The following is a 20,316-nucleotide window of genomic DNA, read 5'->3' as shown; positions in this document are numbered from 1 at the left end:
ACATGTCGATATTGCCCCTCACTCTCCGCCGTTATCCACTGCGGAGCCTGCCCCTTGGGCTGGTTGCCCTGCTGGGCGTGGCGTTTGTTCTGTTGCCGTGGATTGGCGATGAATATCTTTTTGATGCGGTACTGACGCCGTTTCTGGCGCTGTCGCTGGCGGCATTGGGGCTGAATGTGCTGGCAGGCTATACCGGGCAGATATCGCTTGGCAGCGCCGCTTTTATGGCGGTGGGCGCCTATGCCGCGCTGAATCTGATCAGCCGGCTGCCTGTTCTGCCGTTGCCGATCGTACTGCTGCTGGCCGGCGCCATCAGTGCGCTGCTGGGGCTGATTTTCGGCTTGCCCAGCCTGCGGCTCAGCAGCTTTTATCTGGCGATTTCCACCTTGGCGACCCAGTTTTTCGTGCAGTGGGCGCTGAATAACTTCGGTTGGTTTTCCCTTAACAGCGCTTCTGGCGTGGTGTCGGTGGCGCCGTTGCACCTGGGGGCGTGGGCCATCGACAGTTCGGTGCGGCGTTATTTGTTCACCCTGGCGGTGGTCAGTTTGCTGACCTGGCTGGTAGTGCGGTTGGCGAATTCGTCCGCCGGCCGGAATTTTATTTCCGTGCGCGATAATCCGCTGGCGGCGCGGGTGATTGGCGTGCCGATTCTGCGCACCAAGATGATCGCCTTTGGCTTGTCCTCTTTCATCATCGGGATCGCCGGTGTGCTGTGGTCGTTTACCTATCTGCGCAACATTGAGCCGGCGGGTTTTAATCTGGAGCGGTCGTTCCAGTTGCTGTTCATCATCATTATCGGCGGGTTGGGCACCGTGCGCGGGGCGTTTCTCGGCGCGGCGCTGCTGACGCTGTTTCCGCTGCTGCTTGCGCGCGGCAGCGAATGGCTGTTCGGGCAACGGGTCGATTCCGGCGTGCTGGACCTGGTGCAGAACATCATTATCGGCGTGCTGCTGATCGGCTTTCTGATCGCCGAGCCCAAAGGGTTGGCGGCATTAACGCAGCGCCTGGCCGCCCACTTCACATCTGGGAGAAAACGCCATGTCTGACGGCACCCCTTTGCTCAGCGTCACTCACCTTAGCGCCCGTTATCAGCGGCACATTATTGCGCTGGAAGATGTTTCCCTCAGCGTGGGAGAAGGAGAGATTGTCGCCCTGCTCGGGCGCAACGGCGCCGGAAAGTCGACGGCGCTGCAGGCGATTTCGCACCTGTTGCCGGCGCGCCGTGGCGAAGTGAGCGCCGGCCGGGTGCTGTGGGCCGGCCAGGATATCACCGCCGAAGCGCCGCACAAGCTGGTGCGGCGCGGGATTGTGCCGGTGCTTGAAGGGCGGCACTGCTTTGTTTCCTTAACGCTGGAAGAGAACCTGATCACCGGCGCGCTGGCGCGTTCGGCGTCCCGCGGGCAGATACGCCAGGGGCTGGAGGAGGTTTATCAGATTTTCCCGCGTCTGAAAGATAAACGCCATCTGCCGGCCGGCCTGGCTTCCGGCGGCGAACAGCAGATGGCGGCGATTGGCCGGGCGCTGATGGCCAAGCCCAGGCTGTTATTGCTTGATGAACCTTCTATGGGCCTGGCGCCCAGGATCGTCGAGGAGATTTTTACCGTTTTAAGCCAGCTTAATCAGCGGCAAAAGCTGTCGATTCTGGTGGCGGAGCAGAATTCCACCGTCGCATTACGCCATGCCCACCGGGCTTACGTATTGGACAGTGGCAGCGTGGCGCTTTCCGGCAATGCGCAGGAACTGAGCCAGCAGGAAGATGTGCAGAGAATTTATCTCGGCTTTGCGGCATGACCTTTCTTACAGGAGAGTACAACATGAGCACTATTCAAACTCAAGACGCCGTTTCCGTTTCTCAAACACCGGCGGACAGCGCCTCGCGCGGCGTTCCGGGCTATCCCAAGCCGGCGGCGCCGGCCCATATCATCAAAAGCGATGAAGAAGCGATTCGCGTTGCGCAGGCGCTGGCCACGCAGTTTGCCGTGAACGCCGCTGAACGCGATCGACAGCGGATTTTGCCGATCGACGAGCTGGACGCCTTTTCACAAAGCGGGCTATGGTCGCTGAACGTACCCAAGCGCTTCGGCGGCCCGGAGGTATCCTATGCCACATTGGCGCGCGTCGTGCAGATCATCGCAGCGGCCGATCCATCCATCTCGCAGATTTCACAAAACCATTTAGGTGTAGTGGCGGCGATCCGCACCGTCAGCGACGAGCAGCAGCAAAAAACGCTGTTTGCCCAGGTGCTCAGCGGTGTGCGCTTTGGCAATGCGTTCTCCGAGTTCGGCAGTAAACGGGCGGCGGATTTTGAAACCCGCTTTGTGGATAACGGTGATCACGTATTGGTCAGCGGCAAAAAGTTCTATTCCAGCGGCGCGCTGCTGGCGCATTTGGTGCCGATTGTGGCGCTCGATGACCAGGGCCGGGCGTGGTATGCGATTGCCGAGCGCGATGCCCCAGGGCTGGTGGTGATCGACGATTGGTCTGCTTTTGGCCAGCGCACCACGGCCAGCGGCACCGTGTTGCTGAACAATGTGCGGGTCGAGAAAACCCATCTGGTGCCCGGCTATAAAGGCTATGAAACCCCCAGCGCCGATGGGGCGATCTTCCAGATTATTCAGGTTGCCGTGGATACCGGCATCGCCGAAGCGGCGATTAACGACACCATCGCCTTTGTGCGCGAAAAATCGCGAGCCTGGGTGGACAGCGGGCAAGAGCACGCCAGCCAGGATCCCTACACCATCCAACGCATTGGCGATTTAACGCTGCGGCTGCATGCCGCCGAAGCGCTGCAGGAAAAGGCCGGCCTGCAGATAGACCGTGCGGTGGCCGAACCCACTGCAGAAAACGTGGCGAAGGCGCAGATCGCCGTTGCCGAAGCCAAAGTGTTGAGCACGGAAATCGCGATTGAAGCCACCAACCGCCTGTTTGAGCTGGCGGGCACCCGCTCCACGCTGGCCGAGCACAACCTGGATCGCCATTGGCGCAACGCCCGCACCCATACCCTGCACGATCCGGTGCGCTGGAAGTATGCCATTTTGGGCAACTATGCCTTGAATGGCGTGAACCCACCGCTGCACGCCTGGAGCTGATGCCGCCGGCCAGATAACCAAAATAATAATGCTATATAACAGGGTATAAACATGGTCAAAATTAACATGACATCATCACCTGCAATTACATCGCTTGCCCGTTTTATCGTTGGATTGATGTTGCTGGCGGCGCAATTATCGCTAAGCGCCAGGGCGGATGAGCAGTACTTCCCATTGCAAAGCTACCGGGTTGGGCCGTATGCCGCGGCGGGCAGCGGCTTCTTCGGCGGTTTTATCGATTATCTGACGCTGATTAACCTGCGCGACGGCGGGGTGAATGGCGTGAAGCTCACCTGGGACGAATGCGAAACGCAATACGAAGTCGAACGTGGCGTGGAGTGTTACAAACGGCAGAAAAGCCGCCCCAACGTTGCGGCATGGAACCCGCTTTCCGTGGGCATTGCCTATGCCATGATTGACGACGTAACGCGTGATAAAACGCCGCTTATCACCATCGATCACGGCAGAACCGATTCCACCGACGGCCGGGTTTTCCCCTATGTCTTCCCGTTGCTGCTAAACCCGTACAGCGAAACTTCCGGTATCATCAAGTTTATCGGCAGCCGCGTGGGTGGGCTTGAGAAACTGCAGGGCAAAAAGATCATCGTGCTGTACCACGGTTCGCCATACGGTAAGGAAACCATCCCGATTTTTGAACTGCTGGCGAAAAAGTACGGCTTTGACCTGCAACAGATTGAAGTGCCGCACCCAGGTAATGAGCAGCAATCCCAGTGGCTGACTATCCGCCGGGCCAAGCCGGATTTTGTGGTGCTGCGCGGCTTTGGCGTGATGAACCCGGTGGCGTTGAAAACCGCCCAGAAAGTGGGCTACCCAGCCGATCATATTATCGGCAACGTGTGGTCCAACTCGGAAGAAGACGTGATCCCGGCCGGCAGCGCGGCCAAAGGCTACATTGCTTTGACCACGCAGGCTTCCGGTTCGGTGTATCCGGTGGTGAAAGAGATTGTGGATAAAGTTTACGGCGCCAATCAGGGCAACCTGCAGGACCGGAAGCGTATCGGCAGCGTGTATCATAACCTTGGCATCGTTAACGGCATTCTGAACGTTGAGGCCATTCGTATTGCGCAAGCCAAGTTCGGCCACCGAACCCTGACCGGCGATGAGATCCGCTGGGGGTTTGAGCACCTGCGCCTGGATCCGGCGCGGGTGGAGGAACTGGGTGCCAAGGGGCTGTTCCATTCGATCAACGTCACCTGTGAAGATCATGAAGGGCAGGGGCGGGTGACTTTCCAGCAATGGGACGGCAACCATTGGTCGGTGATAAGCAATTGGATTGCGCCGGACTGGGCGCTGCTACGGCCGATTATTGAAAAATCGGCCAGCGACTATGCCAAAGCCAACCAGATCACGCCGCGCCAGTGTAAGGATGACAGCTAGCGCTGCATAATCCCTCGCGCCAAGAGGAATAAAAAACGCCGGTCAGTGCGCTGCCGGCGTTTTTTTATGCGTCTGGCCTGCGCCGTATTTAGCCGAGATGCCGTTTGGCCTCCTGGCGCACACGGTGTAGCACGTGACGTTTGACTTCCCGGTATTGCGGCTGTTCAGCCAGCGTTTCGATATCGCGATCCTGGCCAAACGGCAGCACAATCTCATCGACGATCTTGCCCGGGCGGGCGGACATAATCAGGATCCTGTCCGCCAGAAACAGCGCTTCTTCAACATCGTGCGTGACGAACAACAGAGTGGTGCGGGTGCTTCGCCAGGCGTCGCGCAGCAGTTCCTGCATCATGATGCGGGTCTGCGCGTCCAGAGCGCCGAACGGTTCATCCAGCAGCAGCACTTCCGGCCCCGGCAGCCAGGCGCGTGCCAGCGCCACCCGCTGCTTCATGCCGCCGGAAAGCTGCCACGGCGCATGGTGCTCAAAGCCCTGCAGCCCGACGCGTTGCAGCCAGTCCATTGCGCGGGCGTTAACCTCCGCCTTATTGTATTTGTGCAGGCGCGGGCCAAAAGTGACGTTGTCCAGCACGGACAACCACGGGAACAGGTTCGGCTGCTGGAATATCATGCCGCGTGACGGCTCGGGTTTCTTGATGGCTTTCCCTGCGCACAGTATGCGGCCGCTATCCGGTTGGTTAAAACCGGCCACCAGATTCAAAATAGTGGATTTGCCGCAGCCGGAAGGGCCGAGCAGCACCACAAATTCCCCTTTCTCGATGGCCAGCGAGATATCTTCCAGCACGGTAAAAGGGCGGGGCTTTGCCGCAAACTGCAGCGACACGTTTTCCAGTAAAATATGTTCGGCCATTACTCTTTCCCCGTCCAGGGCACCAGCAGCCGTTGCAGCCCCAGAATGAATAAATCCAATAAATAGCCAATGCCGCCCAGCAGTAAAATCCCCAGCATGACAATATCGGTGCGCAGATAAGAGCTGGCGTTGATCACCATCCAGCCCAGGCCCGAACTGGCCGCCACCATCTCTGCGGCAATTAATGAGGTCCAGCCGATGCCAATCGACAGCCGGACGGTGGTAAATAATTCCGGCAGGGCGTCCGGCAGCACCACACGTAAAAATATCTGGTGGCGGGAAGCCCCCAGCGTTTGCGCCACCCGGATGCGGGATGCGCTTATCCGTTCGGCCGCCGCGCTGGCCCCCACCACCACGCTTAAAAACGTGGCGATGAAGATTAAAAAGAACTTGGACGCTTCACCGATGCCCAGCCACACTATCGCCAAAGGGATTAAGGCAATCTTGGGCAACGGACGCAAAAATTGCACAAACGGCCCCAGCACGGCGGTAAGGGCGGCAGAGCGGCCCATCATCAGCCCGAGCGGGATACCGATGACAATTGCGACGGCAAAGGCGCTGAGCGCCCGCGCCAGGCTGACGGCGATGTGCTGCCAAAGCGGCACTTGCCGGTAGCCGTCCGCCAGCAGTTCGCCGGTTGTCAGGCCGATATCGGTCAACGAGGGCAGTAATAGCGGATCAACCCATTGCCGGCTGGCGGCGATTTGCCACAGTGCCAGGAACAGCGCCACCGACAGAATACTGATGGCGACATGATGACCGAGCTTCATTTTGCCGCTGCCGCCGCATCGCGAATGTAGCGGGAATTGATCGCGCTATCCCAGTTATCCGGGATATCACGCTGGCGAATCTCACCGATATCCGCCAGGAAGTGCGCGGTTTTACTTAGCGCCTGGCCGATGCCGCTTTGCGTGGTCTGGGTGCCGTTGCCCAGCCAGGCCGCCGTTCCCTGTTCCGCCAGCGATGGGTACTCCAGGCCACCCAGGGTATTGGCTGCGGTAGCGACCGGTGCGCCGACCTCTTTGGCCACCAACGCCGCCGCGTGTTCCGGATCTTTACGGAACTCATCGACCTTCTGCTGGTGGACGCGCAGGAAGGCACTGACGGTTTGCGGGTATTTTTCAGCAAAACGCTTGCTGACCACATAGTTGTTGTAAATCAGGTAACCGTCTTTTTGCAGATCTTTGGTGGCGAACACCTGATGGCCGCCGGAGGATTCCAGCTCCTGTGCGAATGGCGCCCATACGTAGCCGGCATCGATATCCCCGCGTTTCCAGGCGGCCACCATATCGGCCGGGCGCAGCGGCAGCAGGGTGATTTTACGCCGATCGAGCTTATTGACGCTGATTGCGGCTTCCAGCGCATATTGGGCGGTGGAGTTTGGTGGATAGGCGACCCGTTTCCCTTCAATATCTTTAATATTGTTAATACCTTGTTTGCCGATCAGCCGCTCATAGGTAGCGATCACCCCGGAAACGCCGACAATTTCTACCGGCAGTTTACGCACTACCCCGGCGGTGGCCGGGCTGGAGCCAAAATTGGCGATATCAATGGCATCGCTGGCAAAATAGCTCAGCGCGTCTGCCCCAGAGGCGAACTGCACCCATTTCACTTTGCTGTTGAGCGCTTTATCCAGCGAGCCGTCGGCCTTCGCCAACATCAATACCTGTGAACCGCCGCTGTAGGCCACCCGCACTTCCGCCGGCGGCGTTTCTGCCTGGCTTGCCGTCGCCCACAGGCTGCCGGCGATCAATAACATGGAAAGATTTTTTTTCATTGCCGTTTCCTTTAACGCATGAGAAATACAGTCCCGCTTCGGGCTTATAGTTAAAATATTGGGTTTATTAGCGATGTTTAAATACGGTGAAAATGGCAGGTGGGGCTCCTGATGAAAGCACATTGAATACCAATACGCGCCAGCATAATAAAACCACCGTGGTTTTTGTCCGCGCTGGTTAATAAGTCCGATGCTAAAATGAATTAATTTTTTGTAACTTACTGAATGTATTATACCCTTCGGCCACAAGCCGCTAACCAAAAATATCGGCAATGCATTGTTGTAAAAGAGATAAAGAAAGGCGTGGCGTTGTGCTTTACAGCAAAAAAAACACTTTAGCCATCGGCGCTATACCCAAAATAATTCGAGTTGCAGGACAAAAACGCAAAAGCGTTTTTGAACAGCGCTAGCGCTGGCCCCGAAGGGGTGAGGCCGAATGGCCGAATCATGCGGCAACACAGCGACAAATTCGTCAGGAACGAATTTGCCTGGCCTCTGGCCAGCCTCCGGTGAGAGACAAGGATGTCTCTCATCAGTCCCTAGGAGCTTACTCCAGTAAGTGACTGGGGTGAGCAAGGAAGCCAACACACCTGCAACTTGAAGTATGAAGGGTATAAAGTGTTTAAGGGTGTTGATGATACTTTTTTATATAGCCGCTTGGTCAACACGGCCGTTATTTTATGCCCCCGAAGGGGACCTGGTGTGGCGTCATTAATCGGTAGCACGCGGTGATTTATGGCGTTTGGCGCCAGGCCCAAAGCCCGCCAATCAGGGCAATCGATGCCAGCACCACGGCGAAGAGGGTTGCGCCCTGGGCCAGCCCCACGGCGTCAATCAGGTAGCCGGTCGCCACCGGCAACAGGCCCGCCGGAATATAGCCGCCAATATTCAGCACGGCGTTTGACTGCGCGCGGTGGCTATCCGGCACGTGCAAGCCAATCAGCGTCAGCCCGCCCAACTGCCCCAGCCCCTGTGCCGCACCGGCAAATAAGGCGGCGGCCACGAATGCCGCAGCGGATGCGCCATAGATGCACAGCAGCAGGCCCAGCATTGCCAGCACCGTCGCCAGCGCGCTGGCCAGAAAGATTCGGGCAACCGGCCAACGCCGCACGGCGAACTGGACGCCAACCGCGGCGAAAAACATCGCGCAGGCCATGCCGCCGGCGAGGAGCGGGCTACGTTCGTGCAGCAAACGCGCCAGCAGCGAGGGGCCGAGCGACAGAACGAAGGATGTGGCGGTGATGCCGGGCCCGAACGTGGCGATGCCGCACAGCACCTGGCGCCGGTTCGGCGCCGGCACGTGCGGTAAGCGCAGGCGCAACGGCGGCCTTGCCTGTGTATTACGTGCAGGCAGGCACAAGGCGATAGTCAATGCGCTGAGCAGTATGGCGGCTTCAAGGGTGAAGATCGGCACCACGGGCTGCGCCAGCGCCTGGCTTAACCCACCGGCCAGCAGCGGACCCAAGCCCGCCCCCAGCACCATGGCGATAGACGCCAGCAGCGCCGCCCGGCGCCGGTGTTCATGGCCGCCGGCATCGACAACCGCGGCCATGCCGGCCGAAACGATCACACCGACGGCGATGCCGGTCAACAAGCGGCCTGCGGCGAGCATACCGATCGAACTCGCGCCGGCAAACAGCCCGCAGGCGGCCAGGGCGGCGAACAGGCCTGGCAGGAGCACCGGCTTACGGCCATAATGGTCTGACAGTTGCCCTGCCAGTAACAGTGTGCCCAGCAGGCCGGCGATATAAAGTGCGAATATCACGGTCAGCATGCCGGAGGAAAAGCCCAACTGCTCTTGCCAATGCACATACAATGGGGTGGGGGTGTTGGAGAGCATAAACACCCCGGTCACCATCCAGGCCGCTGACCACATGCGGGCGATAGAGGGGGCGGCATTGCTGGCCATGGAAGGATCTGACATAAACCGACTCCTTGTACGAGTTTTGTCGAACCACTATACAGTACGATAAAACTCGTACAAGAGCTATGATGATATGACGATGAAAAAACGAGCTGATGATAACGCACCTGCCGGCCAGGCAGAGATAGCGCAAGACCTTCCCCCACCGCTTCCGGAACCGGCGGCCGATGAGATGCGCCTGGAGGCCATTCTGGCGGCGCTGGCCGATCCGCTGCGGCTGACCATCGTGTATAAACTGATGCGGGATTCCGACGCGTACGACCACCCCTGCGGCTGGTTTGGCTTCGATCGGCCCAAGTCGACGTTGACGCACCATTTCAAAGCGCTACGTGCGGCCGGGGTGATCCGCCAACGGCAATATGGCCTGGAGCGGCGCAGCCGGCTGCGCCGTGAAGATCTGGATGCGCGCTTCCCCGGCTTGCTGGCGCTGGTGGCCAATTGGCAGCCGGCCGATATAAATCATGACTGATATCGGTTATTCTGTTGGATATACCCCAACGCATTCGCATTGCAGGGCAAAAATGCAAATGCGTTTTTGCACAGCGCTGGCGCTGCCCGCAGGGGCTGAGTAGCCCCTGCAATTTGCAGTATGTAGGGGAGAAATGTTGTGGCCTGATGGATAAGATAAATACGCGATGAAAAAAACACCAGAAATGGAAAGCACGAAAAAAGCGGCAATTGTACAAGGGGCATTCGAGCTATTTCTCAGCCACGGCTTCACCGCGACCACGACGAACATGATTGCCAGCAAGTGTATGATATCAAAACGGGATTTGTATAAGTATTTCCCTGATAAAAATGAACTGTATATTGCGGCGATCGCCAGTAATACGCATAAGGTATTATCTATCGCCGCAGGCGAAAATGCCGAAACAACGCTGGAAGGGCTGCTCGGTATATTTCATCTGAACACGGAAGATGAAGAAGAACCGCAACGGCATCAATTTCTGACGATGTTATTAAAAGACGCGATCGAGCACCCCGAACTTTATCAATTAATGTATGATTCCGGCGTGGTCAGGCACCGTGAGGAATTAATTGAGTGGCTAAGCCAACAACAGGAACAGGGTAAACTCGGCATCAAAGATCCAGCGAAAATAACTTTTCTGGCTTCGATGATCATGGATATTGTTTTTGGCGCTCTCGTGCCGAAAAGACCTGGCTTTGATGATTTGCCGTCACGAAAAACGCATATTATTGCTGCGTTACAGGTGGTGCTGTATGGGATAGAGCGCTATGCCGATAACCCATAAAAGCGCCTTTTTTTGCCGGTTCCTGTTACTGGTTCCGTGATGAGTGATGTCGATTTTCCCGCCTCTTTATCCCCACTTGCATTTTCCATTAAAGGAAAATGCAAACATATTCTTATATTTCAATAAGTTATTTTCTCTTTGATTTTTCGTTCTCGCTGATCACTTGCGCGTAGATTGTGATCGCCATCGGTTTCTGCATAAAAACAGATTGTAAAAAAAAGTAAAAGTGGTACTCATTGGTACCGATTTTTATGACGGGGGATCATCGGGGTGCCCCGCGAGGATGGTGTAAAAATGCAGATAAACAATATGCTAAGGGGAATATCCCCCCATGCGCTTTGCCGCCGCAAGGCGCTCTTATTTTTTGCCGCCTGTTTACAGATAGTTTCATGGCAATCGCTGGCGGCAACGCAAGCCGGCGCCGATGCGTGCGCCGCGTTAAGTCAAAAAGCGTTGTCGGGGCTGGAGGTCGTTTCTGCGGAAGTGGTGAAAAAAGGCGAATTCACCGTTCCGGCCGGGCCGGGGCCAATGGTGCTATTGCAAACCCTCACCGGTATTAACGCCGGTGGTCAAACAACATTAGCGCCCAACCCCGCGTTTTGCCGGGTAAAGGCCATTCAACGCCCGTCTGCCGATTCCGAAATACGCCTTGAGGTTTGGTTACCCATGGATAACTGGAACGGCAAGTTTATGGGAACCGGTAACTTTAGCTGGGGCGGCTACTTTATGTATCCGGTGATGCTAAGCGGCCTGGAGAAAGGGTACGCCACGGCCAGCACCGACACCGGGCATGATGAGGGCAACCCGCTGCAAAAAGGCGGTAAATTCATTACCGGCCACCCGGAAAAGCTGACCGACTACGCCTGGCGGGCCCACCATTTGATGGCGGTGGATGCCAAAACAATTATTCGGGCTTTCTTTGGCCTAGGGCCGGAGCGTTCTTATTGGATCGGCTGTTCACTCGGTGGGCTGGAAGGGTTGATTGAAGCGAAAAACTTCCCGGAAGACTATGACGGCATGGTGATTGGCGCACCGCCGAACCCTTTGCTGAACTTTAATGCGGCGCAGCTCTGGCCGATGTGGCTGGTTAATCAACACCCGGAAATGGATATACCACGTGAAAAGCTGGCGCTGCTGCATAACGCCGTTATTAAGCAGTGCGCGTCACCCGTTGGGCAGGCGCAAGGGTTTATCGAAGAACCGGATAAATGCCAGTTCGAACCGAAACAGCTGTTGTGTAAAAACGGGGATAGCGCCGATTGCCTGACGGCGGCCCAGGTTACGCTGATGGAAAATATCTACCGCGGCCCGGTTGATCCGCAAACCGGTGAGGTGATTTTCCAGGGGCCGGCGAAGGGCAGTGAGCTTGAAATCGACGACTATCTGCGCAAGCCGCACCAGACGGCGTTGGATCTGTTCCGCTATGCGGTTTATCAAAACCCGGACTGGGATTGGAAAAAGTTTGACTGGCGGAAAGACGTTGCGCATTCGCAAGCGGTGCTCAATGGTCGTTTGCAGGTGGATGCTAACCTGCGCCCGTTCTTCCAACGCGGCGGTAAAATGCTGATGTTTATCGGCTGGAATGATTTCCACAACCCTCTCGATCTGATTAATTATTATAACGACGTCGTTGCCAACGCAGGAAAAGCCAATAATGATTTTCTGCGGTTGTTTGTTATTCCCGGCATGGCGCACTGCCATAGCGGTGACGGCTGTGACACTTTTAATAAAATCGATGCGCTGGATGACTGGTTCGAGAAAAATAAAGCGCCGGATGTGATTAAGGCGCTGAGAGTGAAAAATAATCAAGTCGTGCGTAGCCGGCCGATTTGTGCTTACCCGCAAACCGCAAAATATAGTGGAACAGGAGATATTAATATCGCAGAAAATTTTGTCTGCTCTAAATAATTACTTATAAGAATAACTTCTCCGGGGTGGAATAACCGCCCCATACCTTCCCCTGTCTTTGATTTTGGTGTGATAGCATGAAAAAATATAATATGTGTTTTTACGCGCTGTGCCTGATGTCATGGAATGCGTGTTCCGCTGTTATTTATGATAAAGATGATAACCGGCTTGATTTATTCGGCGTGATGATTGGCGAATACAGCGATATTACCAGTGGCGCACGCGAAGGGCGGGGCGATTCAAGTTTCGCCCAGCTCGGCTTTAACGGCCAAACCCAGATTAATGATTATCTCAGCGGCTTTGGCTTTTTGAACTACCGCTTTTATGTCTCGGCGCCGGAAGATGAACAAACCACAGAGGTGCGCGAGGCTTATGCCGGCCTGCAATTGGGCCGCAATAACTTTATCAGCTACGGCCGCGCCTTTGGCGTGATGTACAACGTCGAAGCCTATGCGGACGTGGCGCCTTCGGTGACCGGGAAAACCTGGGCGAAAGACGACAACTACATGGTCAGCCGGACGAACAGCGTATTAACCTACCGTAATAACGATTTCCTGGGCCTTGATGGCAAATTACAGCTTACCGGCCAATTCCAGGCGGCTAACCAGGCATCAACGCTGGCCCGCTCCAACGGAAATGGCGCCGGGCTGTCGCTCTCTTACGACGTTGAGCCGTGGAGCATTATCGCCGGTTTCAGCCACTCGGAACGTACCGCGGAACAAAAGTTGGATCACCAGGGCGACAGCGCCGAAGCGTGGGCAATCGGCATGAAATGGGAACTGGGCAATTTTTATTTCGGCACCGTTTATGCAGAAACCCGCAATATGACCATGCAGGCTAACGATAACGTGGCGAATAAAACCCGAAACTTTGAGATTATCGGCCAGTACCAATTTCCTTTTGGGTTAAAACCTTCACTTTCCTGGGTTTATACTCAAGGGGTTGATTTGCCAGCCAGCGGCAGTTTTAAAGGCGGCAAGGCGCAAATGGCCAATTATATCGAAATGGGGGCGAGCTACGCGCTCAATTCCCATGCCGGCGTGTATGTAGACTTTCTTTATAACCTGCTGGAGAAAAATGACTACACCGACAACGTCGGTGGGTTGTTTGCGGGAACCGGGAATAAAATCGTTACCGGTGTCTATTATGGTTTTTAATCAACCACCTGTTTATTTAGCATGAACCAGGAGAAAACATGATGAAGTTACGTTTGATGAGTATGATTATTTCATCCTCATTACTTTTTGCCGCAGGGATGGGCACCGTTCAAGCCGCGGAAAGCGGCGCGCTTAAGGTGGGGGCGGTAAAAACGGATATCACGCCCAAAGATTTGCGCGATATGAACCCGATGGGTGGCGATTTTACCCGCGTACAAGATCCCATTTATATGCGCACCCTGTTGCTTGATAACGGCAAGGTTCGCGCGACGCTGATCGTGGTGGACGCGATTGAAGTGGGGGACATGACCGAAGTGCGCAAGCGCATCGCGCAAGCGACCGGCATCGGCGCCGATCACATTTTCATTACTGCAACTCACAACCACAGCGCCCCGCGCGTGGGCAACGTTTCGCCCGGTGCGCTGGCGCATGACGGCACGCCGGCATCGAACCAATGGAGCGAATGGCTTTACCAACAGATGATCGCCTCTTTACAGCAGGCGCAGCGTATCGAGCAACCGGCCCGTTTCGGCGTCGCGCAAGGCCAACTGGACATTAATATCAACCGTGATGCCTACAGCGCAAAAGGCTGGGATATTGGCTACAATCCAGACGGGCCTTCTGATAAGGCGATGTGGGTGATGAAGTTCGAGAATCTGCAGGGGCAGCCGATTGCGCTGATTTCCAACTATGCGGTGCACTCGGTGGTCAGCCTGGGCATTAATCAACTCAGCGGCGATTTGGCCGGCGCCGCGGCGAATTATGCGGAAGAGAAGCTGGGCGGGGATGCGGTCGTGCTCTGGACGCTCAGTTCGGTTGGCGATCAAAACCCGCGTATCTTTAACGCCGGGCAGAAAGCCGATCACGGCAAGGATGCTGAATTTGCCTGGAGGGCGGTGAGCGCCCAGGGCACGATGGCCGGTGCTGAAATGGTGCGTTTGGCCAACAGCGTGACGCACACCAGCACGCAGGTGAAAATCAATGCCCAGGAGCGTATTCTCTCTTGCCCAATGCGCAGCGGTATCAAGGACATGGGCAGCATCAACCAGCAGAAAGTCGATAAGGTGAATATTCATCTTGGTGTGATCACCCTGAACCAGACGGCGTTGGCCGGCGTGTCGGGGGAGGTGATGACCAACACCGCCCGCCATTTGGCGCGCGCCACGCCATTGAAAAACACCTTATTGATGTCGATTGTTAACGACCGGGTTGGCTATCTGCCGGATGATGCTGCGTTCGATCTGCCCATTTTTGAAGTGGTGAACGGCAGCCCGGTGGAGCGCGGTTGTGCCGAGGACGGGATCGTCAATAATCTTTCTGCGATGATTGAGGATAACCTGCGCTAAGTGGCGCAAACCGGCCGGGCCGGCGCCCAATGGCTGCGGGCAGCGGCGCCTGGCCGGCATTGATGGTAGTATTATTGCTCGTCGTCACGCTATGCGAATGCAGTGTTTCGTGTAGCATCAGACCATCGGCATGTATGCGCGGTATCAATAGGGTATAAATGCCGAAATCCAGGTAAGGGTGCATGTGCAGGCCAGGCCGCCCGCGCAGCATGGGCACTATACATGCGGCAGGCGATACCACCGCGCCGCTGAATTAACCGTTAGGGAAAGCTGTTATGCCGGGCCAGATAGAGCAATACACCTCCCTGAGTCACCTATGGCGTTTTATCGTGAGAAACCGTATCAGCCTGACCGAATTGGGCATCATCGCCTCTCTGGTCGCTTTGTTAAGCTATGTGGCGTTTGCTTATGATCTCTTCATTAACGAAGGCCGGGTCAGCGTCGCCAAAGAGATGATCGAACTGGACGAAGCGTTGTTGATCGGCGTGGTGCTGCTAGTGGGTTTTTTGGTGTTTGCCGTCCGCCGCTACCATGAACAGAAGCGTGAAATGCTGTGGCGCCAAAATGCCGAACGGCGCGCGCGTGAGTTGGCATACCAGGATCCGCTCACCGGCTTGCCCAACCGCCGCCAGTTTGAGGAGGCGCTGGATATCGCGGTCGCTTCTCCCCCGCGTGCAGGGGCGGTGCATGCCGTGCTGATGCTGGATCTTAACGGTTTCAAACAGGTCAATGATGTTTATGGGCACGACGCCGGCGATGCGGTGTTGATGATTGTCGCACAGCGTCTTTGCCAATCGCTGCGCGAAGATGAAACCATCGCCCGGCTGGGCGGCGATGAATTTGTGGTGCTTGCCCGGCACCTGCTCGGGCCGGAGGCGGCGTCCAGCATCGCCATGCGGCTGTTGGATAGCCTGGCAACCCCCATCATGGTCAACGGTGTGGCGCACAATTTGAGCGCCGGCGTGGGCATCGCGCTGTTGCCGTTGGATGCAGCCACCGCCGAAGAGGCCATGCGTAAGGCCGATGTGGCGTTGTATCGTGCCAAGGCGGAGCGGCGCGCGGCGTACCGTTTCTTCGAAGAGGAGATGGATCAAATCATCCGTGAACGTGAACAGTTGGAAAAAGATCTGAAGCTGGCGCTCGATCACGATCAAATCCAGCCCAGCTTCCGCCCATCGCGCGATCTGCGCACCGGTGCGGTGGTTGGCTTTGAGGTGGAGCCGCAGTGGATCTGCCAACAGGGTGAGCCGTTGCCGCCCGAACGTTTCCTGCCGATCGCGGCGGAAACCGGTTTGATTCACACGCTCGCCATGCAGGTGTGGCAACGCGCCTGTACCCAGGCGCTGCAATGGCCGGCGCAGGTGGCGTTGGCGATCAGCGTGCTGCCCGGCCAAATGCAAAACTCCCGCCTGGCGGCGGAGATCCTGCAGATGCTGGATGACACGGGCCTGGCGCCGCAGCGGCTGCAGGTGAACATCGCCGAAAACATGGTGGTGCAGGATCTGGCCGCCACCAAAGCGCTGGTGGCGCCGTTACAGGCGCACAGCGTGGCTATCGTGCTGAACCACTTCGGCACCGGCTATTCCAACCTTTATCATTTGAGCGAATTCCACTTCGACCAGGTCAAGATTGACCGCCGGCTGGTTGAACGGATGGATCAGGAATCCAGCGCGAAGCTGGTGCGGGCGCTTGTCGGCCTGGGGCAGGGGCTGGGGTTGAAGGTCAGTGCCGACGGCATCGCCCATGACGACAGCGATTCCTTGCTGGATGCCGGGGTGCAGGAAGGCCAATCCGGCGACGTTTCCGTCAGCGGCCAGGCCACGCTGTCGCTCGTTCAACCGGCCGGCGCTGAAAATCCGCCCCACGCCTGATGGCGCGCTTAGCGCATGCCGGTGTTTTCACCCGGGCCGGCGTGCACCGGTGTTTTTTCCTGCCGGCGGTGCAGGCGCAATACCCAAACGGCGGAAAGCCACCAGGCGAACGCCATGGCGGCGCCGGCGACCCCACCCATTTGCGGGCTGAGCAGCAGATCGGAGGCCGCTTTCAACCAGCCGCTGACGGCATCGGCTCCACGATAAATCACGCTATCGATAAAGTTCTTGGCCTTGTATTTATCCGTGGTTTCCACCGCGGTAAACAGCATCTCTCGGCCGGGCTTGATCAGCGCATATTCACCCACCCGGCGCAGCACCATCACGACCACCAATACCCCCAGCAACGCGGAAAAACTGAGCATGATAAACCCGCCGATCATGAATATCGGCACGATGAGCAGCAGCGCCCGGATGCCGAACGTGGCGGCAATCCGGCCGGTGACGAAAAGCTGCAGTATCAGGGTGAGGAATTGAACCAGGGTATCAACGCCCGAAAAGAAACGTGTTTGCGCAGCGCGATCGGTGAAGTGTTCAGCAACGAAACGCGCTTGCTCAAAGTAAAGGAAGGTATTCACACTGGCCAGCAGCGTGACGAACAGCGCAATGCCGAACAGCAACTGCGTGCTGAAAGCATGGACAGCGCCGTCAAACGGGTTGCCGCCCAGCGCAGTATTGCCGTTGGGCGGCAATGCACCGGCGCTGGCCGCGAACGGTTTTTGCAGGTATTCGGCGCAGAACAGAGTGAGCAGCAACAGCACGGTAGCAACCAGCAGCAGCCCGGCATTACCGATGACGGTCACAAACAGCACGCCGATCAGCGGGCCGGCAAGGCCGCCAAGGCTGGCGCCGGCGGCCATCACGGCGAAAAGCCGTTTAGCCTGCTCCGGTGTGAACACATCAACCAGAATGCTCCAGGCCAGTGAAATCGCAATCAGGTTAAAGACCGACAGCCAGACAAAAAAGATCCGCGCCAGCCAAAGGGTTTCACCGTGCAGATAAATGGCACCGGCGAAAGCCACGGTGTTGGCGGCAAAGAAACTGTAAAGCCAGCGGGCGATATGTTTGCGTTTTGCCCGCGAAGCCAGCCATCCGAACAGCGGGCTGACGGCCAGGGTAGCGAAAAAGGTGGCGGTGAACAGCCACTGCAAATTCTCAACGCCGCCGACGATGCCCATCGTTTCCCTGATCGGCCGCATGGCGAAATAGCTGGCAAATAAGCTGAACTGCAGCATGAAACCCGCGGCGACCGCCCGGATTTCCCCTGGCTGAATGTTTAACCCGTGGTGCAATAATGCATGAAGATTCGCCATAGGTACTCCCCAGCGGCATGGCCGGCAACGGTTCATGGATCGGGCCCAAATGATTCACGGCCGTTAGCGTGTTGACAGGCTGAGTATAATCACTCCGGCCGGTGCCGCAGCGGTTATTGCCGTTTTTTGCCCCTGGGGTAGGCTGCCGCCAGGGCCGAGCCTGCGCCGGGCAAATCAGGAAAAGGTCTTTCTATAGCCAATCTTGTGCTTTGACTTATCAGGGGAAGTTCCGGAATTTATGGTTTTCCTTTGCTGTTGGGCGGTGCTGCTATGTCTTTTCACAACCTTATTCCACGCCGGGTGTTCTATAGCGCCATGGTACTTATCGCGTTGTTGCTGCAATTTCCGGCCGCGGCACAAACCGAATTGCGGATCGGTTATCAAAAATCCTCGACCCTGATGACGCTGCTGAAGTTGCAGGGCACGCTGGAAAAGGAACTAGGCCCGCAGGGGGTGAAAATCAGCTGGTTCGAGTTTTCCAGCGGCCTGCCATTACTGGAATCGCTGAATGTCGGCAACGTGGATATCTCTGCGGACGTGGCCGATACCGTGCCGGTGTTCGCCCAGGCGGCCGGGGCGGATTTAACCTATTTTGCCCGTGAAGAGGCCTCGCCGGACGCGCAGGCGATTTTGGTGCCGCAAACGTCCAGCTTAACCACGCTGGCGCAGTTGAAAGGCAAACGCATCGCGGTAACCAAAGCGGCGGGTAGCCACTATTTCCTGATCGCCGCGCTGGCCAAGGCGCATTTGAGCTTTAAAGACATTACGCCGGCCTATCTGGCGCCGGCGGACGGCCGCGCCGCGTTTGAAACCGGCCAGGTGGATGCCTGGGTGACCTGGGAGCCGTTCGTCGCCAGCGCCGAACGCCAGCAGCACGCCCGCGTGCTGAGCCAAGGGCAGGGTATCGCCAGTTATCAGCGCTATTACCTGGCTTCCAGCGCCTATGCGCGCAACCACCCTGAAATTCTGGCGTTGATTTACCGCGAGTTGGCGAAAACCGGCGTCTGGATCAAAGCCCACCCCAGCGAAGCCGCCGCGCTGCTGGGGCCGCTGTGGGGCAATCTGGACAGTGCAACCGTCGAACAGGCCAATGCCCGCCGCACTTACCAGGTGCGGCCGGTGACGCGTGAAGGTTTGCATGAGCAACAGCAAATCGCCGATGCGTTTTTTAACGCCGGGCTGTTGCCCAAGCAGATCGATGCGCAGGCGGTGACGATCTGGGCCCCCGCGGCGGGTAAATAACATCAGCGGCGGTTGGTGCGCAGTATTGGCAGCACGCTGAACAGCGCACAAACGGCAAAGCCCAGCCCGATGAGCAAAGGCGCTCGATATCCATAGCCGTGATCGATCGCCAGCCCGCCGAACCATGAACCCAGAACAACGCCCAGGCAAATCACCGAGGTGTGTACGGTGTTGATAAGCGACGTGTTCGGCGCCGCGTTAAAGACACGGGCCGACATCGCGGGCGTTAGCGTCAGGCCGGTTAGCCCCAAAAGCATCATGGCGCAAAGCACCAGGGCTTTGTGCTGGTGCAATCCATACAGTGCAAGCAACGCAGCAATCAGCAGCATAATGCCGGCGGCGATCACGTTTATCGGGGCGTTATCGGCCAACCGGCCGACAACAATGTTGCCAATCACGGTACAAGCGCCATAGGCAAACAGGATTGCCGGTACCACAATCGGATCAAAGCCGACTACCTTCTCGAAATACGGCACGAAATAGCTGAATGCGGCGAAGGTTCCGGCGATGACAAAGAAGCTGGTGCCATAGGCGGCCCAGATCGCTTTATGGCGGAGAGAAGCCAATTCAGCCCGTAGGCTATTCGCGGCGCCGGATTGCCCCTGGGGGATGAAGCCGGCGATAGCCAGGCCGGCGAGCGCGGTTAATATCAGGATGAATATGAACGGCATACGCCAGCCGTAGAACCTGTCGAGCAGCGTGGATATCGGTAGCCCGGCGACGGTGGCGATCATCATGCCGCCCAGCACAATCGAGGCCGCCATGCCAAAGCGTGAGGGCGGTACCAGCCTGGCGGCGGCCAACAGTGCAAAGCCGAAGAATGCGGCGGAGGCCAGCCCGGCGACGAATCGCCCGGCGGCAAGTAAACTGTAGCTTTGCGCCAGGGTAGCTACCGCCGTGGCGGCAATAAACAGCGCTGTGATGACCAACAGCGCCGCCTTGTTTGTCAGCCTGACCAGGCAGGCTGCCAGCAGCGGGCCGCCAACCACCATGCCGAGCGAGTAAACGGTGATCAGATAGCCAATGGCCGGTATCGAAACGCCAAGGTCAATCGACATCGAGGTCATTAACCCCGCAATCATATATTCCGACGTGGTCATCGCAAACAAGGTGAACCCCATAATATAGATGGGGAATGGGATCGCAGGTGTTTTCATGAGTGGCTCCAGA

At 57.1% G+C, this 20,316-nt stretch carries 17 protein-coding genes; 11 read left to right on the top strand and 6 right to left on the bottom strand.

Features of this window, described 5'->3' with window-relative positions; all coding sequences use genetic code 11:
* Positions 1 to 2: 2 nt before the first annotated feature.
* From AC559G_RS09370 to AC559G_RS09355, 4 genes are read left to right on the top strand one after another with little or no spacing between them, the layout of a single operon-like run.
* Positions 3 to 1,046 (top strand): branched-chain amino acid ABC transporter permease, encoded by a 1,044-nt coding sequence (locus AC559G_RS09370; protein ID WP_498912353.1) that lies wholly within the window; start codon positions 3 to 5, stop codon positions 1,044 to 1,046.
* A complete protein-coding gene (locus AC559G_RS09365) occupies positions 1,039 to 1,791 on the top strand; it encodes an ABC transporter ATP-binding protein (RefSeq protein ID WP_498912352.1) in 753 nt (250 codons plus the stop codon). Before AC559G_RS09370 ends, AC559G_RS09365 begins: the two co-directional genes overlap by 8 nt.
* A gap of 23 nt (positions 1,792 to 1,814) precedes the next feature.
* Positions 1,815 to 3,089, top strand: coding sequence for an SfnB family sulfur acquisition oxidoreductase (locus tag AC559G_RS09360; RefSeq protein WP_498912351.1), 1,275 nt, complete (start codon positions 1,815 to 1,817; stop codon positions 3,087 to 3,089).
* 51 nt (positions 3,090 to 3,140) lie between these two features.
* Complete coding sequence (locus AC559G_RS09355; protein WP_498912350.1) at positions 3,141 to 4,487, top strand: ABC transporter substrate-binding protein; 1,347 nt, start codon at positions 3,141 to 3,143, stop codon at positions 4,485 to 4,487.
* Positions 4,488 to 4,575: 88 nt separating this feature from the next.
* Here AC559G_RS09355 and AC559G_RS09350 read toward each other — a convergent pair whose 3' ends face one another.
* The 4 genes from AC559G_RS09350 to AC559G_RS09335 form a co-directional block, all read right to left on the bottom strand.
* The gene (locus AC559G_RS09350; protein ID WP_498912349.1) at positions 4,576 to 5,355 is read right to left on the bottom strand and encodes an ABC transporter ATP-binding protein; all 780 of its coding nucleotides are present in this window, start codon (positions 5,353 to 5,355) and stop codon (positions 4,576 to 4,578) included.
* Positions 5,355 to 6,125: an ABC transporter permease gene (locus AC559G_RS09345; RefSeq protein WP_438598007.1), complete on the bottom strand. Its 771-nt coding sequence runs from the start codon at positions 6,123 to 6,125 to the stop codon at positions 5,355 to 5,357. The genes AC559G_RS09350 and AC559G_RS09345 overlap by 1 nt, the downstream gene beginning before the upstream one ends.
* On the bottom strand, positions 6,122 to 7,132 hold the full coding sequence (locus AC559G_RS09340) for a taurine ABC transporter substrate-binding protein (RefSeq protein WP_498912348.1): 1,011 nt from the start codon (positions 7,130 to 7,132) through the stop codon (positions 6,122 to 6,124). Before AC559G_RS09340 ends, AC559G_RS09345 begins: the two co-directional genes overlap by 4 nt.
* Positions 7,133 to 7,865: 733 nt before the next feature.
* On the bottom strand, positions 7,866 to 9,056 hold the full coding sequence (locus AC559G_RS09335; RefSeq protein WP_498912347.1) for an MFS transporter: 1,191 nt from the start codon (positions 9,054 to 9,056) through the stop codon (positions 7,866 to 7,868).
* Positions 9,057 to 9,135: 79 nt separating this feature from the next.
* Between AC559G_RS09335 and AC559G_RS09330 the strand changes: the two genes are divergently transcribed.
* The 6 genes from AC559G_RS09330 (at position 9,136) to AC559G_RS09305 (ending at position 16,591) form a co-directional block, all read left to right on the top strand.
* The gene (locus tag AC559G_RS09330) at positions 9,136 to 9,525 is read left to right on the top strand and encodes an ArsR/SmtB family transcription factor (protein WP_498912346.1); all 390 of its coding nucleotides are present in this window, start codon (positions 9,136 to 9,138) and stop codon (positions 9,523 to 9,525) included.
* A 166-nt stretch (positions 9,526 to 9,691) separates the two neighbouring features.
* Entirely contained in the window at positions 9,692 to 10,309 is a 618-nt protein-coding gene (locus AC559G_RS09325; protein WP_498912345.1) for a TetR/AcrR family transcriptional regulator, read from the top strand.
* A 294-nt stretch (positions 10,310 to 10,603) separates the two neighbouring features.
* The gene (locus tag AC559G_RS09320) at positions 10,604 to 12,217 is read left to right on the top strand and encodes an alpha/beta hydrolase family protein (RefSeq protein ID WP_498912344.1); all 1,614 of its coding nucleotides are present in this window, start codon (positions 10,604 to 10,606) and stop codon (positions 12,215 to 12,217) included.
* A gap of 77 nt (positions 12,218 to 12,294) precedes the next feature.
* The gene (locus AC559G_RS09315) at positions 12,295 to 13,374 is read left to right on the top strand and encodes a porin family protein (RefSeq protein WP_498912343.1); all 1,080 of its coding nucleotides are present in this window, start codon (positions 12,295 to 12,297) and stop codon (positions 13,372 to 13,374) included.
* A 38-nt stretch (positions 13,375 to 13,412) separates the two neighbouring features.
* Positions 13,413 to 14,720 carry a neutral/alkaline non-lysosomal ceramidase N-terminal domain-containing protein gene (locus AC559G_RS09310; RefSeq protein WP_498912342.1) on the top strand — a complete coding sequence of 436 codons (1,308 nt, stop codon included), beginning with the start codon at positions 13,413 to 13,415 and terminating at the stop codon, positions 14,718 to 14,720.
* A gap of 275 nt (positions 14,721 to 14,995) precedes the next feature.
* Positions 14,996 to 16,591, top strand: coding sequence for a putative bifunctional diguanylate cyclase/phosphodiesterase (locus AC559G_RS09305; protein WP_498912341.1), 1,596 nt, complete (start codon positions 14,996 to 14,998; stop codon positions 16,589 to 16,591).
* Positions 16,592 to 16,599: 8 nt separating this feature from the next.
* On the opposite strand, the gene AC559G_RS09300 is transcribed toward AC559G_RS09305, so the two are convergent.
* Positions 16,600 to 17,904 carry an NTP/NDP exchange transporter gene (locus tag AC559G_RS09300; RefSeq protein WP_498912340.1) on the bottom strand — a complete coding sequence of 435 codons (1,305 nt, stop codon included), beginning with the start codon at positions 17,902 to 17,904 and terminating at the stop codon, positions 16,600 to 16,602.
* A 270-nt stretch (positions 17,905 to 18,174) separates the two neighbouring features.
* On the opposite strand from AC559G_RS09300, the gene AC559G_RS09295 reads away from it, so the two are divergent.
* Entirely contained in the window at positions 18,175 to 19,146 is a 972-nt protein-coding gene (locus AC559G_RS09295; protein ID WP_498912339.1) for a type 2 periplasmic-binding domain-containing protein, read from the top strand.
* Positions 19,147 to 19,148: 2 nt separating this feature from the next.
* Here the strand turns inward: AC559G_RS09295 and AC559G_RS09290 are convergent, their stop codons facing one another.
* Positions 19,149 to 20,303: an MFS transporter gene (locus AC559G_RS09290; RefSeq protein WP_498912338.1), complete on the bottom strand. Its 1,155-nt coding sequence runs from the start codon at positions 20,301 to 20,303 to the stop codon at positions 19,149 to 19,151.
* Positions 20,304 to 20,316: the final 13 nt, after the last annotated feature.

The organism is Gibbsiella greigii, assembly GCF_039540155.1.
GTDB lineage: Bacteria > Pseudomonadota > Gammaproteobacteria > Enterobacterales > Enterobacteriaceae > Gibbsiella > Gibbsiella quercinecans.
The sequence above is the reverse complement of the archived record's forward strand: the minus strand, read 5'-3'. Positions and strand labels throughout refer to the sequence as shown.